The 19,071-nt window shown below is 70.7% G+C and carries 19 protein-coding genes and 1 tRNA gene; 9 read left to right on the top strand and 11 right to left on the bottom strand.

What is annotated here, in order from left to right; all coding sequences use genetic code 11:
• The first annotated feature begins 17 nt into the window (after positions 1–17).
• From ASD30_RS14315 to ASD30_RS14300, 4 genes are read left to right on the top strand one after another with little or no spacing between them, the layout of a single operon-like run.
• Complete coding sequence (locus tag ASD30_RS14315) at positions 18–1,046, top strand: extracellular solute-binding protein (RefSeq protein ID WP_056682597.1); 1,029 nt, start codon at positions 18–20, stop codon at positions 1,044–1,046.
• Between the two features lie 56 nt (positions 1,047–1,102).
• The gene (gene cysT / locus ASD30_RS14310) at positions 1,103–1,891 is read left to right on the top strand and encodes a sulfate ABC transporter permease subunit CysT (protein ID WP_057295413.1); all 789 of its coding nucleotides are present in this window, start codon (positions 1,103–1,105) and stop codon (positions 1,889–1,891) included.
• Positions 1,884–2,735, top strand: a complete 852-nt coding sequence (locus tag ASD30_RS14305; protein ID WP_082563840.1) for a sulfate ABC transporter permease — start codon at positions 1,884–1,886, stop codon at positions 2,733–2,735. Before cysT ends, ASD30_RS14305 begins: the two co-directional genes overlap by 8 nt.
• On the top strand, positions 2,732–3,715 hold the full coding sequence (locus tag ASD30_RS14300; protein ID WP_056682591.1) for a sulfate/molybdate ABC transporter ATP-binding protein: 984 nt from the start codon (positions 2,732–2,734) through the stop codon (positions 3,713–3,715). The genes ASD30_RS14305 and ASD30_RS14300 overlap by 4 nt, the downstream gene beginning before the upstream one ends.
• A gap of 12 nt (positions 3,716–3,727) precedes the next feature.
• On the opposite strand, the gene ASD30_RS14295 is transcribed toward ASD30_RS14300, so the two are convergent.
• The 8 genes from ASD30_RS14295 to ASD30_RS14260 all read right to left on the bottom strand — a co-directional run bounded on the left by ASD30_RS14295 (position 3,728) and on the right by ASD30_RS14260 (position 9,376).
• A complete protein-coding gene (locus ASD30_RS14295; protein WP_056682588.1) occupies positions 3,728–4,477 on the bottom strand; it encodes an urease accessory protein UreD in 750 nt (249 codons plus the stop codon).
• On the bottom strand, positions 4,474–5,202 hold the full coding sequence (gene ureG, locus ASD30_RS14290) for an urease accessory protein UreG (RefSeq protein WP_056682585.1): 729 nt from the start codon (positions 5,200–5,202) through the stop codon (positions 4,474–4,476). Before ureG ends, ASD30_RS14295 begins: the two co-directional genes overlap by 4 nt.
• Positions 5,192–5,860: an urease accessory protein UreF gene (locus tag ASD30_RS14285; protein ID WP_056684999.1), complete on the bottom strand. Its 669-nt coding sequence runs from the start codon at positions 5,858–5,860 to the stop codon at positions 5,192–5,194. The genes ureG and ASD30_RS14285 overlap by 11 nt, the downstream gene beginning before the upstream one ends.
• 9 nt (positions 5,861–5,869) lie before the next feature.
• Entirely contained in the window at positions 5,870–7,579 is a 1,710-nt protein-coding gene (locus tag ASD30_RS14280) for an urease subunit alpha (protein WP_056682582.1), read from the bottom strand.
• Positions 7,576–8,043 carry an urease subunit beta gene (locus ASD30_RS14275; RefSeq protein ID WP_056682579.1) on the bottom strand — a complete coding sequence of 156 codons (468 nt, stop codon included), beginning with the start codon at positions 8,041–8,043 and terminating at the stop codon, positions 7,576–7,578. Before ASD30_RS14275 ends, ASD30_RS14280 begins: the two co-directional genes overlap by 4 nt.
• Complete coding sequence (locus ASD30_RS14270) at positions 8,040–8,342, bottom strand: urease subunit gamma (protein ID WP_056682576.1); 303 nt, start codon at positions 8,340–8,342, stop codon at positions 8,040–8,042. The genes ASD30_RS14275 and ASD30_RS14270 overlap by 4 nt, the downstream gene beginning before the upstream one ends.
• 70 nt (positions 8,343–8,412) lie before the next feature.
• Positions 8,413–8,883 carry an SRPBCC domain-containing protein gene (locus ASD30_RS14265; RefSeq protein ID WP_056682574.1) on the bottom strand — a complete coding sequence of 157 codons (471 nt, stop codon included), beginning with the start codon at positions 8,881–8,883 and terminating at the stop codon, positions 8,413–8,415.
• A gap of 1 nt (position 8,884) precedes the next feature.
• Entirely contained in the window at positions 8,885–9,376 is a 492-nt protein-coding gene (locus ASD30_RS14260) for a YajQ family cyclic di-GMP-binding protein (protein ID WP_056682569.1), read from the bottom strand.
• 111 nt (positions 9,377–9,487) lie between these two features.
• Between ASD30_RS14260 and ASD30_RS14255 the strand changes: the two genes are divergently transcribed.
• Positions 9,488–9,570 (top strand) — tRNA-Tyr (locus ASD30_RS14255).
• A gap of 144 nt (positions 9,571–9,714) precedes the next feature.
• On the opposite strand, the gene ASD30_RS14250 is transcribed toward ASD30_RS14255, so the two are convergent.
• Positions 9,715–10,011 (bottom strand): hypothetical protein, encoded by a 297-nt coding sequence (locus ASD30_RS14250; protein WP_056682564.1) that lies wholly within the window; start codon positions 10,009–10,011, stop codon positions 9,715–9,717.
• 134 nt (positions 10,012–10,145) lie between these two features.
• Positions 10,146–12,995 (bottom strand): FAD/NAD(P)-binding protein, encoded by a 2,850-nt coding sequence (locus ASD30_RS14245; RefSeq protein WP_056682561.1) that lies wholly within the window; start codon positions 12,993–12,995, stop codon positions 10,146–10,148.
• Between the two features lie 128 nt (positions 12,996–13,123).
• Here ASD30_RS14245 and ASD30_RS14240 point away from each other — a divergent pair, with 128 nt between their 5' ends.
• From ASD30_RS14240 to ASD30_RS14230, 3 genes are all read left to right on the top strand, one after another.
• On the top strand, positions 13,124–14,473 hold the full coding sequence (locus ASD30_RS14240) for an MFS transporter (protein ID WP_056684996.1): 1,350 nt from the start codon (positions 13,124–13,126) through the stop codon (positions 14,471–14,473).
• A 71-nt stretch (positions 14,474–14,544) separates the two neighbouring features.
• On the top strand, positions 14,545–15,996 hold the full coding sequence (mptB, locus tag ASD30_RS14235; protein WP_056682558.1) for a polyprenol phosphomannose-dependent alpha 1,6 mannosyltransferase MptB: 1,452 nt from the start codon (positions 14,545–14,547) through the stop codon (positions 15,994–15,996).
• The gene (locus ASD30_RS14230; protein ID WP_056682555.1) at positions 15,993–17,165 is read left to right on the top strand and encodes a glycosyltransferase 87 family protein; all 1,173 of its coding nucleotides are present in this window, start codon (positions 15,993–15,995) and stop codon (positions 17,163–17,165) included. The genes mptB and ASD30_RS14230 overlap by 4 nt, the downstream gene beginning before the upstream one ends.
• On the opposite strand, the gene ASD30_RS14225 is transcribed toward ASD30_RS14230, so the two are convergent.
• Positions 17,139–18,056: a phosphodiesterase gene (locus ASD30_RS14225; protein ID WP_056682553.1), complete on the bottom strand. Its 918-nt coding sequence runs from the start codon at positions 18,054–18,056 to the stop codon at positions 17,139–17,141. The genes ASD30_RS14230 and ASD30_RS14225 overlap by 27 nt on opposite strands.
• Before the next feature lie 57 nt (positions 18,057–18,113).
• On the opposite strand from ASD30_RS14225, the gene kynA reads away from it, so the two are divergent.
• Complete coding sequence (kynA, locus tag ASD30_RS14220; protein WP_056682550.1) at positions 18,114–18,983, top strand: tryptophan 2,3-dioxygenase; 870 nt, start codon at positions 18,114–18,116, stop codon at positions 18,981–18,983.
• The last annotated feature ends 88 nt before the right edge of the window (positions 18,984–19,071 follow it).

Here is a 19,071-nt window from a genome sequence, read left to right as displayed (position 1 = left end):
GCGGGGAAAGAGTGGCAATGAGGAACAAGTTCAAGGCTCTGGCGATCGCTTCAGTGGTCGGGGTGCTGGCCTTGTCTGGGTGCAGCAGTGCAGGCGGCAGTGGTGACGACAAGACGATCAACCTGGTCGGCTTCGCGGTTCCGGAGGCGGCCAACGACGCCATCGCCGACAAGTTCGCCGAGACGGACGCCGGTGACGGCGCCAGGCTCTCCGGTTCGTACGGCGCCTCCGGCGACCAGAGTCGCAAGGTGGCCGACACCAACGGCAAGGACGTCGACTACGTCCACTTCTCGCTCGAGGGCGACGTGACCCGGCTGGTCGACGCCGGCCTGGTCGCCGAGGACTGGAACAAGGGCCCCAACAAGGGCATCGTCTCCTCCTCCATCGCGGTCATCGCGGTCGAGAAGGGCAACCCGCTCGGCATCAAGGACTGGAGCGACCTGACCCGCAAGGACGTCAAGGTCATCACCGCCGACCCGGCCTCGTCCGGTGCGGCCCGCTGGAACGTCCTGGCCCTCTACACCTACGCCAAGTCGCAGGGAAAGACCGAGGCGGAGGCCGACGCCTACCTCAAGCAGGTCTTCGGAAACGTCGTGACGTGGGCCGCCAGCGGCCGCGAGGCGACCGAGGCCTTCAAGAAGGGTGTCGGCAACGTGCTGATCACCTACGAGAACGAGGCGATCCTCGCCAAGCAGAACGGTGAGGAGCTCGACTACATCGTGCCCGACCACTCGTTCCTGATCGAGAACCCCGGCGCCGTGCTCAAGGACGCCGACAGCATCGCCACCGACTGGCTCGACTTCGTGCTCAGCGACGAGGGCCAGAAGGAGTTCGTCAAGAAGGGCTTCCGTCCGGTCGGCGACGTGGACATCAGCGGCATCGAGGTCCAGGGCGCCAACGACCCGGCCAACCCGTTCCCGGTGCCCAGCTCGCTCGACACCATCGCCGACCTCGGAGGCTGGCCGGCGGTCAGCGACGAGTGGTTCGGCAAGGACGGCAAGAAGCTCCGCTTCGACAAGCTGTACGACGCGGCCACCAAGAAGTGACCAACGTCATCGCTCCACCCGCGGGGCCGGCGCGCACGCGCCGGCCCTCCGGGGGTTTGTTCAGGCTCTCCACGGCATCGGGCATCGGACTCGGCATCGGCCTGGTCTGGTTCAGCGTCCTGGTGCTGCTGCCTCTCTCTGCCGTGGTGGGTGCAGCCGCGGCAGGGGGCTGGTCGGCCTTCGCCGGCACGCTCACCGACCCTCAGACCTTCGCCGCACTGCGGCTGACCGTCGTCGAGGCGGTCCTGGTGACCGTGGTCAATGCGGTGATCGGCACGATCGTCGCGTGGGTGCTGGTCCGCGACGACTTCGTCGGCAAGCGACTGCTGGACGTCGTCATCGACATCCCGTTCGCCCTACCGACGATCGTGGCCGGTCTCGTGCTGCTGAGCCTCTACGGCCCCGACAGTCCCGTCGGGTTCAACATCGTCAACACGCGCACCGGAATCTTCCTCGCGCTGTTGTTCGTGACCCTTCCGTTCGTCGTACGCACCGTGCAGCCCGTGCTGCTGGAGATCGAGGTGGAGGCCGAGGAGGCCGCCGCATCGCTGGGCGCCTCCCGGTTCACCACCTTCCGGCGGGTGATCCTGCCCAGCCTGGTGCCGGCCATCACCGCCGGATCCTCGCTCGGCTTCGCCCGCGCGATCTCGGAGTTCGGCTCGCTCGTGCTGATCTCCGGCAACACGCCCTACCAGACCGAGGTGGCCTCGTTGAAGATCCTCAAGTTCCTCGAGGGCGACAACCAGGCCGGGGCCGCGGCGGTCGCCGTACTGCTCCTCCTGGTGGCGGTCGTGGTGATCGTGGCGCTCGACATCCTCTCGAGGCGGGTGGCTCGCCGTGCCTGAGGTCAAGGAGATTCGCCAGCACAAGAGCGTCGTGACCTACCTGTTGCGGTTCTTCGTGATCGGCTACCTGTTCGTGCTGGTGGTGTGGCCGCTGAGCGAGGTCGTGCAACGCACGTTCGCGCCGGTCGAGGCGAACGCCGCCGGTGGTTTCGGCGCGTTCCTCGAACGACTGCAGGACCCCAGCGTGACCTACGCCTTCGGGCTGACGGTGACCTGCGCGTTCTGGGCCGTGCTGATCAACACCGTGTTCGGCCTGGGCATCTCGTTGCTCCTGGTGCGCTACGAGTTCCCCGGCCGACGCATCCTCTCGGTGCTCGTCGACCTGCCGATGTCCGTCTCACCGGTGGTCGTGGGCCTCGCGCTCGTGCTCGCCTACTCGAGCGGGTCGGGATGGTTCGGCGAGTCGCTTGAGTCGGTCGGCATCTTCATCATCGGCTCGACTCCGGGCATGGTGATGGCGACCGCGTTCGTCAGCCTGCCCCTGGTGATCCGGGAGATCATCCCGGTGCTGGAGGAGATCGGCACCGATGCCGAGATGGCAGCCAGCAGCCTCGGGGCCCACGCCTGGCAGAGCTTCCGCCGGATCACGTTGCCCAGCATCAAGTGGGCCCTCGCCTACGGAGTGGTGCTCAGCCTGGCCCGGTCGCTCGGCGAGTTCGGCGCGGTCAAGATCGTCAGTCCAGGCGCCGAGTTCCGCGGCGAGACCGCCACCCTCCTCATCCAGAACCGTTACAACAACTACGACGAGTCGACGGCCTACGCAGCAGCCTTCGTGCTGGTGCTCGCCGCCGTCCTCGCACTGGTCGTGGTGACCTTCATTCGCCGTCCGGAGGACCGAACATGAGCATCGAAGTCAAGGGAATCAACAAGCAGTACGGCGACTTCGTCGCCCTGGAGAACATCAACGTCTCGCTCCCGACCGGTCAGTTGACGGCGCTGCTCGGACCGTCGGGTGGCGGCAAGTCGACCCTGCTGCGGATCATTGCCGGGCTCGACACCGCCGACTCGGGCACGGTCAGCATCGAGGGCGTCGACGCCACGAGGCTGCCCGCGCAGAAGCGCAACGTCGGCTTCGTCTTCCAGCACTACGCGGTCTTCAAGCACATGACCGTCGCGAAGAACGTCGCCTTCGGTCTGGAGATCCGCAAGCGTCCCAAGGCCGAGGTCGCTGAGCGCGTCGACGAGCTCCTCAAGCTGGTGCACCTCTCCCAGTTCGCACACCGGCTTCCCTCGCAGCTCTCCGGTGGCCAGCGCCAGCGGCTCGCCCTGGCCCGGGCACTGGCCGTCGAGCCCTCGGTGCTTCTGCTGGACGAGCCGTTCGGCGCGCTCGACGCGAAGGTGCGCAAGGAGCTGCGCGACTGGCTGCGACGGCTGCACGACGAGGTGCACGTGACCACGGTGTTCGTGACCCACGACCAGGAGGAGGCCCTCGAGGTCGCCGACGAGATCGTGGTGATCAACGAGGGGCGGGTCGAGCAGATCGGCACGCCCGACCAGCTGTACGACGAGCCGGCCAACGACTTCGTGATGAGCTTCCTCGGCGAGGTCACCACGCTCGAGGGCCAGCTGATCCGGCCGCACGACATCGAGATCACCGTCATGCCGCAGCACGACGACGCGGTCCAGGCCGTGGTGTCGCGCTCGCTCCGGATCGGCTTCGAGGCGCGTGTCCAGGTCCTCACCGACAACGGCGAGGAGGTCACCGTCGTCCTGACCCGCTCGCACGCGCGTCACCTCGGGCTGCAGGCCGGCCAGACGGTGTGGGTGCGTGCGGCGCAGGGTGCCCTGACCGTGCCGTCGCTGCGGGCAGTCCCGGCGATCTGAGGTCAACCGGGCTCAGGCCGGCAGCGGTGTGCGGTGTTCGTCCATGACGGCCCGCCACCGCTGCCAGGTCGGCTCCAGCGCCTGCTCGGTCAGGTGCGCCTCGTCGGCCACCGAGCGGGCCAGGGCTCCGGGCCCGGCGAGCAGGGTCTCGTGCAGCGCCGGCTCCGGACCGGGCCTCAGCCCGAGCAGTGTGGTCGTCGCGACGACGCGGTGTCCGCCCAGCACTCCGGGCGCCGACCGCAGGGCCAGGTCGCGCAGGTCGACGTCCTCGACCAGCAACGGCCGACGGTCGTACGTCGCCCGCAGCGTCGAGCGCACCTTGCCGCCGTCCTCCGCGCTCCGGCCGAGCACGAGTGTCTCGCGGTGCAGCAACGCGGCGCCGGCGTCCAGCTCGATCGTGGTGCGGCGCTCGACGTCGGCGCCGTGCGACACCACGAACGGGGCGCCGCCCCAGACCAGGCTGCCGCCCTCGGCCACCCGGATCGCCGCCGACCACGTGCACGAGCCGCCGCGGGCGTTGTAGGCGACGGTGGCCGAAGGCTCGACCAGCTCGAGGTGCGCGCCCGGGCCCACCTCGATCTCCAGGCGCACGTCATCGCCGGAGAGCAGGCTGGCGCAGGCGGCCACCAGGGCCACCCGCACCCGGTCCGGCTCGGTGTGCACGGCACGCGGGCGGACGAACCTGCTGGCGTCGAGCCGGGTGATCCGGTGGTGGGTGGGAGTGCGCTCCACCAGGATCCGGAGCGGTGCGTCAGTGGTCACCCGTGCGCGTGGTCGTGGTCGGGCGCGTGGAAGTGCGGAGCCATCGGGCCCGGGTCCTGTGGCACGTGCTGGCCCTGCTGGTGGGCGACGGCCAGCGCGCTGACCCAGGCACACAGGGCGTCGACCGACGCCTGGTCGTGCTGGCTCACCGGCAGCACCGGCAGGCCGTCGCGAACGGCGCCGGCATCGGTGACCATCTGCTCCGCGTCGACCCCGACGTACGGCGCCAGGTCGGTCTTGTTGATCACCAGCAGGTCCGCGCGTTCGATGCCCGGGCCGCCCTTGCGCGCCACGTCGCCGCCGCCGGCCACGTCGAGGCAGAAGATCTGGGCGTCGACCAGGGCCGGGCTGAAGGTGGCCGTCAGGTTGTCGCCGCCACTCTCGACGATCACCAGGTCGAGCGGTGCGAAGTCGCGCTCGAGGTCTTCGACGGCGAGCAGGTTGGCGGTCACGTCGTCGCGGATCGCGGTGTGCGGGCAGGCCCCGGTCTCGACCGCCCGGATGCGCTCGACGGGCAGTACGCCGGCCGCGCGCAGCTGGCGGGCGTCCTCGTCGGTGTAGATGTCGTTGGTGACCACCGCGATCTCCAGCTGCGCGGACAACCCGCGGCACAGGGTCGCGATGATCGTGCTCTTGCCGGTGCCGACCGGGCCGGCAACGCCCAGGCGCAGGGGGCGGGCGGGGCCGGGTGCTGATGCTTCAGGAAATCCTGATTCAGGAAACAAAGATCCTCCTCGTGGAGTGGTGGTGGTCGAGCGACCACAGCTCGACCATGGGTGCGGTCAGGGCAGGAAGGTCGTCGGGGCCGGTGGTGGCCAGGGCCCGTGAGACGACTGCCTCGATGGTGGACGCGGAGGCCAGCAACCAGCCGGTCGCGTCGGCGGGGTCGACGGGCAACAGCTTGAGTGAGGCAGCGGCCACGGTCTGCGCGTCGTCGTACAGGCTGGCCCGGGCGATCGCGGCGGCGCTCATGCCGAGCGCGGCGCCGACCACCCCGAGGGCGACCGGGCGCAGTGGGGGTTGGCCGAGCCCGTGCAGGGCCGCGACCGCTGCGTGGTCGGGCCAGAGCCGCAGCGCCAACCGGGCCAGGCCGCGGCCGAGCAGCTCCGACGCGTGGCGCAGCGGGGCACTCGGCGTCCGCGCCATCAGCTCGGCCTGCACGTCGCCGAGACGGGCGGGTGCGTCGACGGCGATGCGCAGGGCCACCACCGCCGCGGCGGCCTCGACCAGGCCGACCGTGCGCAGCCGGGCGTCGATGTAGGCAGGCACCTGGTCGGCGCGCAGCCCCGCCGCGAGTGCCGGCTCCAGTCCGGCGGAGTGCGCATGGCCGCCGGTCGGCAGCCTGCCGTCGGTGAGGAGCAGCGCGCCGAGCTCAGCAGACACGGGCACCACTCAGAACAACGAGTAGCGCTGGGCGAGGGGCACCTCGTCGACGGGCTGCGGGCGGACCAGCTCGCCGTCGATGGTGATCGCGAACGTCTCGGGGTCGACGTCGAGTGCGGGCAGCGCGGTGTTGTTGGGCATGTCGGCCTTGGTGAGATGCCGGGTCGGGCGTACGCCGGTCAGCTGGCGTCGCAGGCCCAGCCGGTCGCGGAGCCCGTTGTCGACCGCGAGGGGTGAGACGAACGACGTGGACAGGTGCGGTGCCGAACCGGGCGAGGCGGCCATGGCGGGGCGCATGAATACCGGCTGTGGTGTCGGGATCGCCGCGTTGACGTCGCCCATGGGCGCCCACACGATCGCGCCGCCCTTGATCACCGCGGAGGGCCGGATGCCGAAGAAGACCGGGTCCCACAGCACCAGGTCGGCCATCTTGCCGGCCTCGACCGAGCCGATCTCGTGGTCGACGCCGTGTGCCACCGCGGGGCAGATGGTGTACTTCGCCACGTAGCGACGGGCCCTCTCGTTGTCGGCCGGCATCGAGGTGCCGAGCGACCCGCGTTGCGCCTTCATGACGTGGGCGACCTGCCAGGTGCGCGAGATCAGCTCGCCGATGCGGCCCATCGCCTGGGCGTCGGACGACGTGATCGAGATGGCCCCCATGTCCTGGAGGATGTCCTCGGCGGCCATCGTCGTACCCCGGATCCGCGACTCGGCGAACGCCAGGTCCTCGGGCACGCGCGGGTTGAGGTGGTGCGCGACCATCAGCATGTCGAGGTGCTCGGCCTCGGTGTTGACGGTGTGCGGCAGGGTCGGGTTGGTCGAGGCGGGCAGCACGTTGGGCTCGCTGGCCATCACGATGATGTCGGGGGCGTGCCCGCCGCCGGCGCCCTCGGAGTGGAAGAGGTGGATGCCCCGTCCGGCGATGGCGTCGAGGGTGTGCTGCACGTAGCCGGTCTCGTTGAGGCTGTCGGCGTGCAGGGCGACCTGGAGGCCGAACGCGTCGGCGGCCCGCAGGGAGGCGTCGATCGCCGCGGGCGTGGCGCCCCAGTCCTCGTGCACCTTGTAGCCGCCGGCACCGCTGAGCGCCTCCTGCTCGAGGGCGGCGGCGCTGACCGTGTTGCCCTTGCCGAAGAGCAGCACGTTGAGCGGGATGTGGTCGAACGCGCGATGCATCATCGCCAGCGACCAGGCGCCCGGCGTGACGGTGGTCGCCTTCGACCCCTCGGTCGGCCCGGTGCCGCCGCCGACGACCGTGGTGGTGCCGGTGGCCAGCGCCTCGAGCATCTCGGTCTCGTTGAGGTAGTGCACGTGGGTGTCGATCGCCCCGGCGGTGAGGATCTTGCCCTCGCCGGCGATCACGTCGGTGCTCGGACCGATGTGCAGGCTCGGGTGGACGCCGTCCATGATGTCGGGGTTGCCGGACTTGCCGACCGCGACGATGCGTCCGTCGCGGATGCCGACGTCCCCACGGATGATGCCGCCGTGGTCGAGCACCACCACGTTGGTGATCACCAGGTCGAGGGCGCCCTCGTCGCGGGTGGTCAGGCCCTGGCCCATCGACTCGCGGATGCTCTTGCCGCCGCCGAAGACCGACTCGTCACCACCGAAGGTGAGGTCCTGCTCGACCTGGATCCACAGGTCGGTGTCGCCCAACCGGATCTGGTCGCCCACGGTCGGGCCGTAGAGCTGGACGTATTCGCGGCGATCGATCCGGCTCACGATGTCTCCTCGTCCTGATCGTTCGCTGCACCGGGCTCCGGGTGGGGCGGTTCGTCGCTGAGGCGTACGCCGACTCCGCCGGCGCGGCTCGGACTGTCCACGGGGGTGCCGGGCGTGCCGAAGGGCACGACCTGCTTGGGCTCTCGGGCGTGGGTCGGCCGCTCGCCGTCGAGCTCGCGGATCTGCAGACCGGGCACGGTGGCGGTGCCGCCGAGTGCGATCAGGTCGACCGTGCGGCTCACGCCGGGCTCGAAGCGGATCGACGTACCGGCGGGGACATCGAGGCGGAAGCCCTGGGCCTGGTCGCGGTCGAAGCTGAGCGCCGGGTTGGTGTCGGGCAGGTGGATGTGGGAGCCCACCTGGATCGGGCGATCGCCGTCGTTGACGATCACCAGGGTGCGTTGCTCGCGGCCGCTGCTGAGCTCGAGCGGCTCCGCCGAGACGCGGACCTCTCCGGGGATCACTGGATCGGCTCCGTGATCGTGACGAGCTTGCGCCCGTCGGGGAAGGTCGCCTCGACCTGCACGTCGCGGATCATCTCGGGAACGCCCTCCATGACCTCGTCGCGAGTCAGCACGTGACGCCCGTCGCTCATCAGGTCGGCCACCCGGGCGCCCTCGCGGGCACGCTCCATCACCCAGCACGCCAGCAGGGCGGTGGCCTCGGGATGGTTCAGGAGGACACCACGTTCGCGTCGGTCGCGGGCCACCATGCCGGCCACGCTGAGCAACAGCTTGTCGATGTCCGAAGGAGTCAGGTGCATCTCGTGGCCTCCTCATCGCTGGTCCTGCGAACCTAGCAGTCGTCGGCCCCCGTCGTGGAGGTGCTGGGGCTCAGGTGGTCAGCGACTCTGCCCGCTCCTTCAGGGCCTGCGCGTGCCTGCGGAAGCCCTCGGCGACGCGACCGGGCCCGGCGTACTTCACCATCGGCCCGGTGAACTCCTCGACGGTTTCGTACGTCGTGGGGCCGCCGGGTCGTTGGGTCAGGCGCTGGAACCGGGTGCCCCTCACGAGGCCGAGCTTCGCCGGCCAGCCCTCGAACACGTAGGCCAGCGTGGCCCGGGTGGTGCCGTCGTCCTGCGTCGACGGTGCCTCGAGGACGCTGATCCGCTCGGGCGACCGGGTGCCCTTGCCGTTGGCCCACCGCACGTGCAGCACGATGGGCTCGCCGACGCGCGGTTCGGCGCAGTCGGCGCGTACGACGAACGGGTTCCACTCGGCGTACGACGCGGTGTCGAGCATGACCCGCCACACGACGTCGAGCGAGGCGTTGATCTCGACCGACGCCTCCGGGTTGCGGCTCATCTCAGCGGTAGTTGGTGAACTGCACCGCGAAGTCGAAGTCCTGGCTCTTCACGAGCTGCTGCACGGCCTGGAGGTCGTCGCGCTTCTTGGAGGAGACGCGGAGCTCGTCGCCCTGGATCTGCGCCTTCACACCCTTGGGGCCCTCGTCGCGGATCAGCTTGGAGATCTTCTTGGCGTCCTCGGAGGTGATGCCCTCCTTGAGCGTGATCGAGATCTTCGAGGTCTGGCCGGACTGGCGCACCTCGCCGGCGTCGAGGATCTTCAGGCTCTGGTTGCGCTTGACCAGCTTGCCCTGGAAGACGTCGAGCACGGCACTGGCCCGGTCGTCGGCCGAGGCGGTGATCTCGATGGCCTCGTCGCCCTGCCACTCGATGGTGGCGCCGGTCCCCTTGAAGTCGAAGCGGGTGGCGATCTCACGCGCCGCCTGCCCCAGGGCGTTGTCGACCTCCTGGCGGTCGATCTTGCTGACGATGTCGAACGACGAGTCGGCCATGACTTCTCCTCTGTTGGCCGTCGGTCTGAGTGGGTCGACGGCATTTTTCGTCTGTGCGGGTGCTGCGCTATTCTTTCGTCTTGCTGCGCCCCGGCCAAGTCGGGGAAGCATGGCAGATTGCCCGAGCGGCCAATGGGAGCGGACTGTAAATCCGTCGGCTTACGCCTTCGAAGGTTCGAATCCTTCATCTGCCACGTGAGCACGAGGGCCCGCGTCCTGCGCAAGCAGGGTGCGGGCCCCTCGTCATTTCGCCCCATGTAACGCGCTGTCCATGACGCTTTGCACCCCACCGGCCGGGTGCACAGTGTCAACAGGGGCGCTCCAGACGCACGAAACGTTCAGCCGCGGCGTTGGTGCAGGCGCTCCTGCGCCGCCGGCAGGAACTCGAGGCAGGGCGCGTCCTCGTCCGGGTGCTTCTCGCGCAGGTGGAAGATCCAGCGGTCCATCGCGGCCATGAAGCCGTTGTCGCCGCCGGGTCGGTACGCCGCCCACTTGCGGTGGCCCTTTGCCGTGCACTCGGTGCAGGTGATCTTGTAGACGAACTGGTCGTCGTCGTCGAGGTCGATCTTCACCCGTGCGAGAGGGCCCGCCTGTGCGGCGGCCTTCTTCTCACGCGCTGCCCGGCTGGCGACCATGGTGTGCCCTCTCGTTGGCCTGCTGTCTTGCGGTGCAGCGTCGGAGCCTACGCCCGATCGACCCGTCGCCAGTTCTTGGTGACCCGTCGTGAGTTTCGCGAACTGGCGACAGGTCGATCAGAACTGGCGACAGGTCAACTGGAACTCACGACGGGTCGGTGGAGGGTGAGGGAGTCGAGGCGGCGCTGGTCGATCGGCGACGTACGCCGGTCCAGCCGGCCGCTCAGCACCGACGTGGCCCGCGCCGCATCACCGGCGTTGACCAGGCACAGCAGCATGGTCTCCTCGATCACGTCGCGCTGGGCCGCCGAGCCGCCCACCTTGACCAGCACCGGCAGCACGTCGGCGATCAGCGAGGCGGCCTCGGCCCACCGCGCCTCCACGGCTGCCCCGAGGGCGTCGCAGACCGCGGCCACGATGGTGCGGACGGTGTTGTCGCGTGAGCGCCGGCAGTGGTGTCCGAGGTCGGCCAGACGCTGGCGCTCGCCGGCGGCGGCCAACGCGATGGCGGCGTGCAGCGCCACGAACGGGGTCTGCGGCTTCGCCAGCAGGTCGTGGTCGAGCGCCTCGAGGACTGGCTCGATCGGCGGCGGCGCGGCCTCGCCGGCGAACGCCGAGCCCGCCCGGTCGGGCAGCCCGGCGGCGACCGCCGCGTCCCAGTCGGTGGTGGTCACCCGCCAGCGCCAGAGCAGGGACGCCGCGTCGATCAGGGACCGTACGCCGCACACCGTCGGCGGTGCGAGCTGCGAGTAGTAGCGACGCCGGACCGCCTCGGTGTCGCCCAGGGCCAGCTCGTGCAGCGCGGCGTGCCAGGAGAAGTGGGCGCCGTGGCTGGCCGACCGGCCGCTCTCGGTGACCCAGTGGTCGAGCCAGACCCGACCGGTCTCGTGCTGTCCGGTCTCGTAGAGCACGTGCGTCTGTGCGTGCACCGCGTGGCCCGACGACGGCTCGCACGACAGGGCGCTTTCCGCGAGCAGTCCGGCCTCGTCGAAGCGCGACTGGTCCTGGCGGGTGAACGCGAGCAGCGAGATGTACCACCAGTGGTCGCCGTACGCGGGGGCGAGGCCGTCGACGAGGTCCCACGCCTCCTGCTGCACGTCGGTGACGCCGGAGAACGCGATCGTCGGCACGGCGGCCGACACCGCCAGCACGTCGCGTGGGTGCTCGCTGATGTGGGCCATCAACGCCTGCGCGCCGGTGCGGCGTACGTCCTTGACCCGCAGGCCGACCACGTCGACGAGGCTGCGCTCACGGTCGTCGCCGCGTTTGCGCACCGCCTTCCGGGCCGCCTCCAGCGACGCCTTCACGTCGGCGTCGGCGCCGGCCTCGTGGCCCAGCATGGCCAGCGCGGCGTGCGCCAACGCGAAGTCGGGGTCGAGCAGGGCGGCCTCACGGATCAGCTCCTCGCCGCCGGACTGCACCTTCATCACCCGCTCCAGGCCGGCGTTGTACGCCGTCGCCGCCTCGGCGGTGGTCGACAGCGGGAGGCCGAGCGGGTCGCGCGGGCGGGCCACCGGGTGGTGCCCGCTGACCAGGCGTCCGTCGGACAGGCGGCGGGGGAGCGGCGCGACCGCGTCGAGGACGGCCGTCGCCACGGCCAGGGCCTGGGTGCGGATCTCGGGGATCGCGGTCGACTCCCAGAGCTCGCCTCGACGCAGCGCGCCGAGCGTCCACAGCGGCGCGTCGGCGTTGCCGGAGGAGTCGAGGATCCGGCCGTGCTCGGTGCGCACGCCCATGCCCGCCGTGGCCGCCACGGCCAGGGCGCCACCGCCGCGCGGGCGGAGCAGGTCGTCGAGCAGCGGGTTGCCGAGCAGCCGGATGTCGGCCTGGGGGCCGGTGCAGTTGACCACCCAGCCGACCTCGACGAAGCGCGTCTCCCCGTCGTCGGCCAGGCCCACGCGAAGCCCGCCGGTCGGGAGCGCCTCGGCGGAGACGACCTGGCCGGTGCCCACGCGGAGCCGTCCGTCGGCCTGCAGGACGTCGAGGTGCGAGGCGCTGGTCGGCGGCATGCGGTGGCGCATCACGTTCCAGGCGCCGGCGTCGTCGGCCAGGAACTCCTCGCGCTCGGCCTCGCTGAGCCGCTCCCACAAGGCCGAGATGCGGAACCGCAGCCCGTCCATCGCCGGGCGCCAGTCGCCGGTCGTGTCGCTGACCTCGGCCAGGTGCCGGGCCACCTCGCGACGCAGGTCGGCAAGCGAGCTGCCCCAGTCGGAGATGTCGGGGATCGCCGCCAGCTGCAGCTCCGCGGCGTGCGGTGACGGCAGCCGCCCGTGCCGCGAGACTGCGTGCAGCACCCGGTCGTCGCGGTTGCCCGGTCCGGTCAGCGACAGGGCCACGTCGACCATGGTCAGGCCGGCGCCGACGAGCAGGACGTCGGCCGGACCGCTCGCGGACCGCCGTACGACGTCCAACGCGCCGGGGGCCCACGGGTCGGGCACGAAGAACGCCGAGTCGCGCAGGGAGTCGGGCGCCCAGGCGTGGCCGGCGGCAGGGAGCCCGGTCGCGATGACGACGGCGTCGCCGGACAGCTCGCAGCCGTCGCCGGTGACCAGGGCAGCACCCTGGGTGGTGCGCCTGATCGCGGTCGCGGGCTTGCGGACGTGGCGCAGCGTGGTCTCGCCGAGCGAGGCCTGCAAGGCTTCGGTGAGGGTCTCGTCGAGGTAGCGGCCGAACTGCTTGCGCGGCGCGAAGACGTAAGCCGCACGCGGGGCCTCCGGGTCGTCGCGGTGCCGCCAGTTGACGAAGTGGCCCGGGTCCTCCGGAAGCGCACTCATCCCGGAGGCGGGCACGTTGAGCAGGTGCTGGTCGTGGGTGGTGCCGAATGCGACGCCGCGGCCCCAGCGGTCGACGGGGTCGACCATGACCAGGTCGAGGCCGGCCGAGCGCCGGTTGGCACTGCGCACCAGGTGCAGCGCCACGAGTGATCCGGCCGCACCGCCCCCGGCGATCACCACGGTCGGTCGATGACGTCGGTTGGCACCCATGTCGCACTCCTGGATTTGCGTTCGGCTGGATTGAGGTTCGGCTGAAATAACGTTACTCACGTGACTTTCTGCACTTTATCCGAGAGGGTGATTCACCGCCGATTCCGCAGCGGAGGACGATGGGTGCCATGACTCCGGAACGCGTCCAGCTGCACGACATCGGCCGACGGCGGGCCTGGGGCATCTGGGCGGTGGCGGTGGCGGTCTACGTCCTCGCCGTCTTCCACCGCAGCTCGCTGGGCGTGGCCGGGCTGATCGCGACCGAGCGGTTCGACATCAGCGGCACCCAGCTGGCCTTCTTCACCGTGCTGCAGCTGGTCGTCTACGCGGGCATGCAGATCCCGGTCGGCGTGCTGCTCGACCGCTACGGGTCCCGCGTCCTGCTGATCGCGGGCCTGGTCACGATGACCCTGGGCCAGCTGCTGTTCGCCTTCACCACCTCGTTCGGCCTGGCCGTGGTGGCTCGGGCGATCCTCGGCGCCGGCGACGCGATGGTGTTCGTCAGCGTGCTGCGCCTGGTCACCGCCTGGTTCCTGGTCAGGCAGGGCGCGATGATCACCCAGCTGACCGGCCAGATCGGGCAGATGGGCTCCATCGTCGCCGCGGCCCCACTGACCCTGGCCCTGCACAGCCTCGGCTGGACGAAGACCTTCGCCTTCGCCTCGTCGTTGGGCGTGGTGCTGCTGGTCGGCGTACTGGTGGTGGTCAAGGACTCGCCCTACCAGCGGTCCGAGCCGGTGCGCATCAAGGTCCGGGCGCTCGCGCGCTCGGTGCAGCTGGTGTGGGGCAACCCGGGCACCCGGTTGGGCATGTGGTCGCACTTCACCTCGCAGTTCTCGGTGACGGTGTTCACCCTGTTGTGGGGGTTTCCGTTCCTCGTGCGTGGTCAGGGACTGTCCGCCGAGATGGCGGGCACCCTCCTGACCGTGATGACCGGCTGGATCGTGGTCAGCGGCATCGTGCTCGGCAAGCTGGTGACGCGCTACCCGTTCTACCGCTCCTGGATCGTGCTGTCGATCGTTGCGGCGATGGCGATCGTGTGGACCGTCGTCCTGCTCTGGAACGGTCCGGCGCCGCTGCCCTTGCTCGTCGTCCTGGTCTGCCTGACCGGCTCCGGAGGCCCGGCCTCGATGGTCGGCTTCGACCTGGCCCGCAGCTTCACCCCCGAGGAGTCGCTCGGCCGGGCCACCAGCCTGGTCAACATCGGCGGCTTCCTCGCCTCCCTGCTGACCATGGCGCTGATCGGGGTGATCCTCGACTGGCGCGAACCACGCGGCGCCTCGGCGTACGACCTGGGGGACTTCCGGGTCGCGCTGTGCGCGCAGTACGTCTTCTGGATCGGCGGCGCCTCGCAGATCCTGCGCTACCGGCGCAAGGCGATCGCGCATCTCCACCGGGTCCACCCCGGCGCGGTCGAGAAGATGCAGCGCGGCGAGCCTTTCGTGCACCCGGGCTTCTCGGACAACGAGGGCGTCTGATCGTCCGAAGTTGGAGTGTCGTTCGCCCGGGCGACCCCGTGCGGTAGCGGGACGTCCCTAGCGTCATCGCCATGATCGCGCGTGGTCTGACCGGGTCCTTCCTGGTCCTTCTCGGTGGCCTGCTGGTGTCCCCGCTCCCGGACACGGCGCGGCTGCTCTACCTCGACGTGGTCGTGGAGCTGCGCGAGCACATGCTGGGCCGGATGGCCGGGCTCACCCTCGTCATGACCGGACTCGGCCTGCTCGCGGCGGCCTGGCTGTCGTTGTGCCGGTACGTCGCCCACGCCGAGGGCGTCGAGCGTGAGGGCGCCCTCGGCCTGGTCCGGTACGCCGGCCTGATGTGGGCGACACCGTTGATGATCGCGCCGCCGCTCTTCTCCCGTGACGGGTGGAGCTATGCCGCACAGGGCATGCTGACCGCGCTCGACGTGTCGCCGTACGACCACGGGCCTTCGCTGTTGCGCGGCCCGATCGTGAACGCCGTCGACCCGCGCTGGATGGACACGCCCACGCCGTACGGCCCGCTGCCCCTGATCCTCGGCGATCTGGCCGCCCGGTTCACCGGCAACCCGTGGCTGCTGGTCGTCGCCCACCGCGGCATCGCCGTCATCGGCCTCGTGCTGCTGGCCTGGGCCGTGCCGCGGCTGGCCTCGTGGTGCGGTGCCAACCCGGCACTGGCCAGTGTCGTCGTGCTGGCCTCGCCGCTGATGGTCGCCAACGGTGTCGGCGGCCTGCACAACGACCTGCTGATGGTGGGCCTGATGGCCGCCGCCCTGGTCGTCACCGTCGAGCGCGGTTGGCAGTGGGGCGCCCTGTTGGGTGGTCTGGCCGCTGCGGTCAAGCTGCCCGGTGGCCTGGTCTGCATCGCGGTCGTGCTGGTCTCGCTGCCGGTGGCCGCATCGATGGTCGCCCGGCTGCGTCGGTTCGCCGGGGTCGGTGCGATCTCGCTCGGCGTGCTGTTCGGCCTCGGTGCGGTCTGGGGCCTGGGCGCCGGCTGGGTCGACTCGCTCTCGGTGCCCGGCACCGTGAACACGCCGCTGTCGGCACCCACCGTGCTCGGCGGCTTCCTCGACTGGTCGGCGCAGCAGCTCGGCCTCGGTCTCGAGCCCGCCTGGTTCCTGGACCGGGTGCGCCACCTGGCCACCCTGCTCAGTCTCGTCGCCTTCGCGTGGGTCGCCCTCCGGGCCCCGACCGGCGGGCGCAAGGGGGCCGTGCAGGCCGTCGTCGTGCTGGTCTCGGCCACGATCCTGCTCAGTCCGGTCGTGCACCTGTGGTACTTCCTCTGGCTGGTGCCTTTCCTGGCCTGCCTCAAGCTCTCCCGGCTGGCCACCACCGCGCTGCTCGCGGTCTCGGTGATCCTCGGCCTGGTCGCCCCGCTCGACTCCTCGCTGCACGGCGCCTACCTGGCGATCGTGATGGGCTGCTCGTACGTCGCCCTGCTGGTGCCGCTCCTGCTCCTCACCAGGCGGGCCCGTGAGCGCCTCGAGAAGATCGCCGACGCCGAGTGGCTGCCGGTCCCATGACGGCGCGGTCCGGCCTCGGTGTCCAGCAGCGGCGGTCGCTGGTGCTCGTCGGCAGCCTGGCCTGGCTGGCCGGGATGGTGGCCATGGTCGCGGCGGAGCACGGTGGCTTCGTCGACCTGGCCGTCTACCGCTTCGGCGGGCTCTCCGTGCTCGACGACCTGCCGCTCTACGAGCTGGGCGAGGCCGGCACCGGCCTGCCGTTCACCTACCCGCCGTTCGCCGCGCTGTTGATGACCGGGCCGGCACTGCTGCCGTTCCCGCTCGCGGTCGGTCTGTGGACCAGCATCAGCGTGTTGGCCCTCGCCGTCACGATCACCCTCTTGCTTGCGTCGCACGGTCGACCGCGGTCGTCGTACGTCGTCCCGGGGCTGGTGCTGGGTGCCTTGGCCTTCGAGCCGATCTGGGCGAACCTGCTTTTCGGCCAGGTCAACCTGCTGCTGATGGCCGCGATCCTGGTCGACCTGCTCGGCCCGGGGCGTCGGTGGAGCGGGGCCCTGATCGGGCTGGTCGCCGGCATCAAGCTGACCCCGTTGGTGTTCGTGGTGTTCCTCGTGCTCATCGGGCGGCGGCACCAGGCCGCGATCGCCGGGCTCACCTTCCTGGTCACCGTCGCACTCGGATTCGCCCTGCTGCCGCTCGCGTCCTCGGCGTACTGGAGCCACGTGCTGTGGGACCCGGGCCGGGTCGGCGGGGTGCCCTACTCCAGCAACCAGTCGGTCCTGGGAGGGCTCACCCGGCTGGCCGGCGGGGAGCCGTCGACGGCCGTCTGGTTCCTGGTCGCCGGCGCGATCGCGGGACCGGTCCTGCTGCTGGCCGCCCGCACGTGGCGTCGCGGTGACCCGGCCCTGGCCACCTGTGTCGCGGCGATCGCGATGCTGCTGGCCTCACCGATCTCGTGGAGCCACCACTGGGCCTGGGCCGTGCCGACCGCGATCGTGCTGGCCCGATCGGGTCGCCGGTGGGCGGCCGCCTCGTGGTCGCTCGTGTTCGTGTCCGGCTGCATCTGGTGGCCACCGCACCGCGACGACCTCGAGCTGGCGTGGTCGCCACTGCAGCAGGCGGTCGGCAACGCCTACCTGTGGGCCGCCCTGGCGCTGGTGCTGCTCCTCGCGCGGACCCGTGCGGCGGTCCGGACCGAGGCCTCAGAGCCCGTCGGCGTAGAGCGCTGACTCCTTGCTCGACACCAGCTCGAACAGCTCCTCCGGGGCCAGCGCCTCGAGCTGTTCGGCCAGCTCGGCGGGGTGCCCGACGATCTCGGGTGCCCCCGGAACCGGCACCACGCTGTGCACCACGGCGTCCTCATAGAGGTGCAGCATCGTGAACGCCTGGTGGCCGTCGACACCGGAGGTCAACCGGTCGACCGCCGCCGGGTCCTCGGTGTAGCAGGTGGACGACGCCACCGAGACCGGTACGCCGGCGAACGTCGACCACGAGGTGTAGTGGAAGTGCCCGCCGATGATGCCGCGGACGTCGGTGCCACGGATGACCTCGGCCAGGGCCGCCTGGTCGTGCAGCTCGATCAGCGCCGCCGCCTCCAGCATCGGCACCGGGATCGGCGGGTGGTGCAGGGCGAGCAGGGTGCCGTGGCGCGCCGGAGTGGCGAGCACGTCGGCCAGCCAGGCGAGCTGTTCGGCGCTGATCTCGCCATGGTGGTAGCCCGGCACGCTGGTGTCGAGAGAGATGACCCGCAGCCCGTCGACGTCGTGCACCTCGTCCTGGGTCTCGTCGGTGGGCGCGCGGTCGAGCAGCCCCTCGGCGTACGCCGCCCGCTCGTCGTGGTTGCCCATCACCCAGATCACCTGCGCGCCACACTGCTGCGCGACCGGTTCGACCAGTGCTCGCAGGGCGGCGTACGCCTTCGGCTCTCCGCGGTCGGCGAGGTCGCCGGTGAACACGATCGCCTGCGGCGGCGGGTCGAGCGCGGGCAGCCGCTCGAGGGCTTCACGGAGCCGGGCCTCGGTGTCGACCTTGCCGTAGAGCGGCCGGCCGGCGAGCATCTGCGGGTCACTGAGGTGGGCGATCACGTGGCTGGGTGCCGGGTGCTGGCCGAGGGGCTTCACGCTCGGCAGCCTACGCCCGGGCTCCCACCCGCTACGGTGGCTCGCGGAGGGAGCCACATGACTGAATCCGACCGAGGTGTCGACGCCAACACCCGCGCCATCGAGGACACCGTCGTCACCGACTTCAGCGAGCGGATGAGCTACGGCGGCTACCTCGACCTGCCGACCCTGCTCTCGGCGCAGCGCCCGGTCAGCGATCCGGTGCACCCCGACGAGCTGCTGTTCATCGTGCAGCACCAGACCACCGAGCTCTGGCTCAAGCTGGTGCTCCACGAGCTCGAGCGGGCCTGCGCCCTGCTGCGCGACGACGACCTGGCCCCGGCGCTCAAGAGCGTGGCCCGGGTCAAGCACATCCAGAAGACGCTCACCGAGCAGTGGTCGGTGCTGGCCACCCTGACACCCAGTGAGTACGCCGAGTTCCGCGACGCGCTGGGCAACTCCAGCGGCTTCCAGTCCTGGCAGTACCGCGCGGTCGAGTTCACCCTCGGCAACAAGAACGCGGCGATGCTCAAGGTCTTCGACGCCGAACCCGTCGCCCAGGAGGGCGTCCGCCGGGCACTCGAGGCGCCGTCCCTCTACGACGAGTTCCTGCGCTACCTGGCGCGCCACGGCTACCCGATCCCGGCGGACATCCTCGAGCGCGACGTCACCAAGGCGTGGACCTTCCGCGAGGACCTCGTGCCTGTCCTGGCCTCGATCTACGCGGATGCCTCCCACAACTGGTCGGCGTACGAGACCTGCGAGGAGCTCGTCGACCTCGAGGACAACTTCCAGCTGTGGCGCTTCCGGCACCTCAAGACCGTCGAGCGGATCATCGGCATGAAGACCGGCACCGGCGGCTCGAGCGGCGCGCCGTTCCTCAAGAAGGCCCTGGAGCTGACGTTCTTCCCCGAGCTGTACGCCGTCCGCACCACCATCGGCACCTGACCCCGCGCTTCAGGCAGGTCGAAGCCTCAAGCGCTGCCGGCCCGGTCGGGCGATGGCAGGTCCGGTGCGACGGAATGTCGGCCAGGAA

Source organism: Nocardioides sp. Root140 (assembly GCF_001426745.1).
Taxonomy (GTDB): domain Bacteria; phylum Actinomycetota; class Actinomycetes; order Propionibacteriales; family Nocardioidaceae; genus Nocardioides.
This window is presented reverse-complemented; position numbering and strand designations above follow the sequence as displayed.

What these genes read in the sequence shown, in the direction of transcription:
- ASD30_RS14315 (WP_056682597.1), top strand. Translation starts at nt 18, where the DNA reads ATGAGGAACAAGTTCAAGGCTCTGGCGATCGCTTCAGTGGTCGGGGTG.
- ASD30_RS14300 (WP_056682591.1), top strand. Translation starts at nt 2,732, where the DNA reads ATGAGCATCGAAGTCAAGGGAATCAACAAGCAGTACGGCGACTTCGTC.
- ASD30_RS14270 (WP_056682576.1), bottom strand. Translation starts at nt 8,342, where the DNA reads ATGCACCTGACTCCTTCGGACATCGACAAGCTGTTGCTCAGCGTGGCC.
- ASD30_RS14265 (WP_056682574.1), bottom strand. Translation starts at nt 8,883, where the DNA reads ATGAGCCGCAACCCGGAGGCGTCGGTCGAGATCAACGCCTCGCTCGAC.
- ASD30_RS14260 (WP_056682569.1), bottom strand. Translation starts at nt 9,376, where the DNA reads ATGGCCGACTCGTCGTTCGACATCGTCAGCAAGATCGACCGCCAGGAG.
- ASD30_RS14250 (WP_056682564.1), bottom strand. Translation starts at nt 10,011, where the DNA reads ATGGTCGCCAGCCGGGCAGCGCGTGAGAAGAAGGCCGCCGCACAGGCG.
- ASD30_RS14245 (WP_056682561.1), bottom strand. Translation starts at nt 12,995, where the DNA reads ATGGGTGCCAACCGACGTCATCGACCGACCGTGGTGATCGCCGGGGGC.
- ASD30_RS14240 (WP_056684996.1), top strand. Translation starts at nt 13,124, where the DNA reads ATGACTCCGGAACGCGTCCAGCTGCACGACATCGGCCGACGGCGGGCC.
- mptB (WP_056682558.1), top strand. Translation starts at nt 14,545, where the DNA reads ATGATCGCGCGTGGTCTGACCGGGTCCTTCCTGGTCCTTCTCGGTGGC.
- ASD30_RS14230 (WP_056682555.1), top strand. Translation starts at nt 15,993, where the DNA reads ATGACGGCGCGGTCCGGCCTCGGTGTCCAGCAGCGGCGGTCGCTGGTG.
- kynA (WP_056682550.1), top strand. Translation starts at nt 18,114, where the DNA reads ATGACTGAATCCGACCGAGGTGTCGACGCCAACACCCGCGCCATCGAG.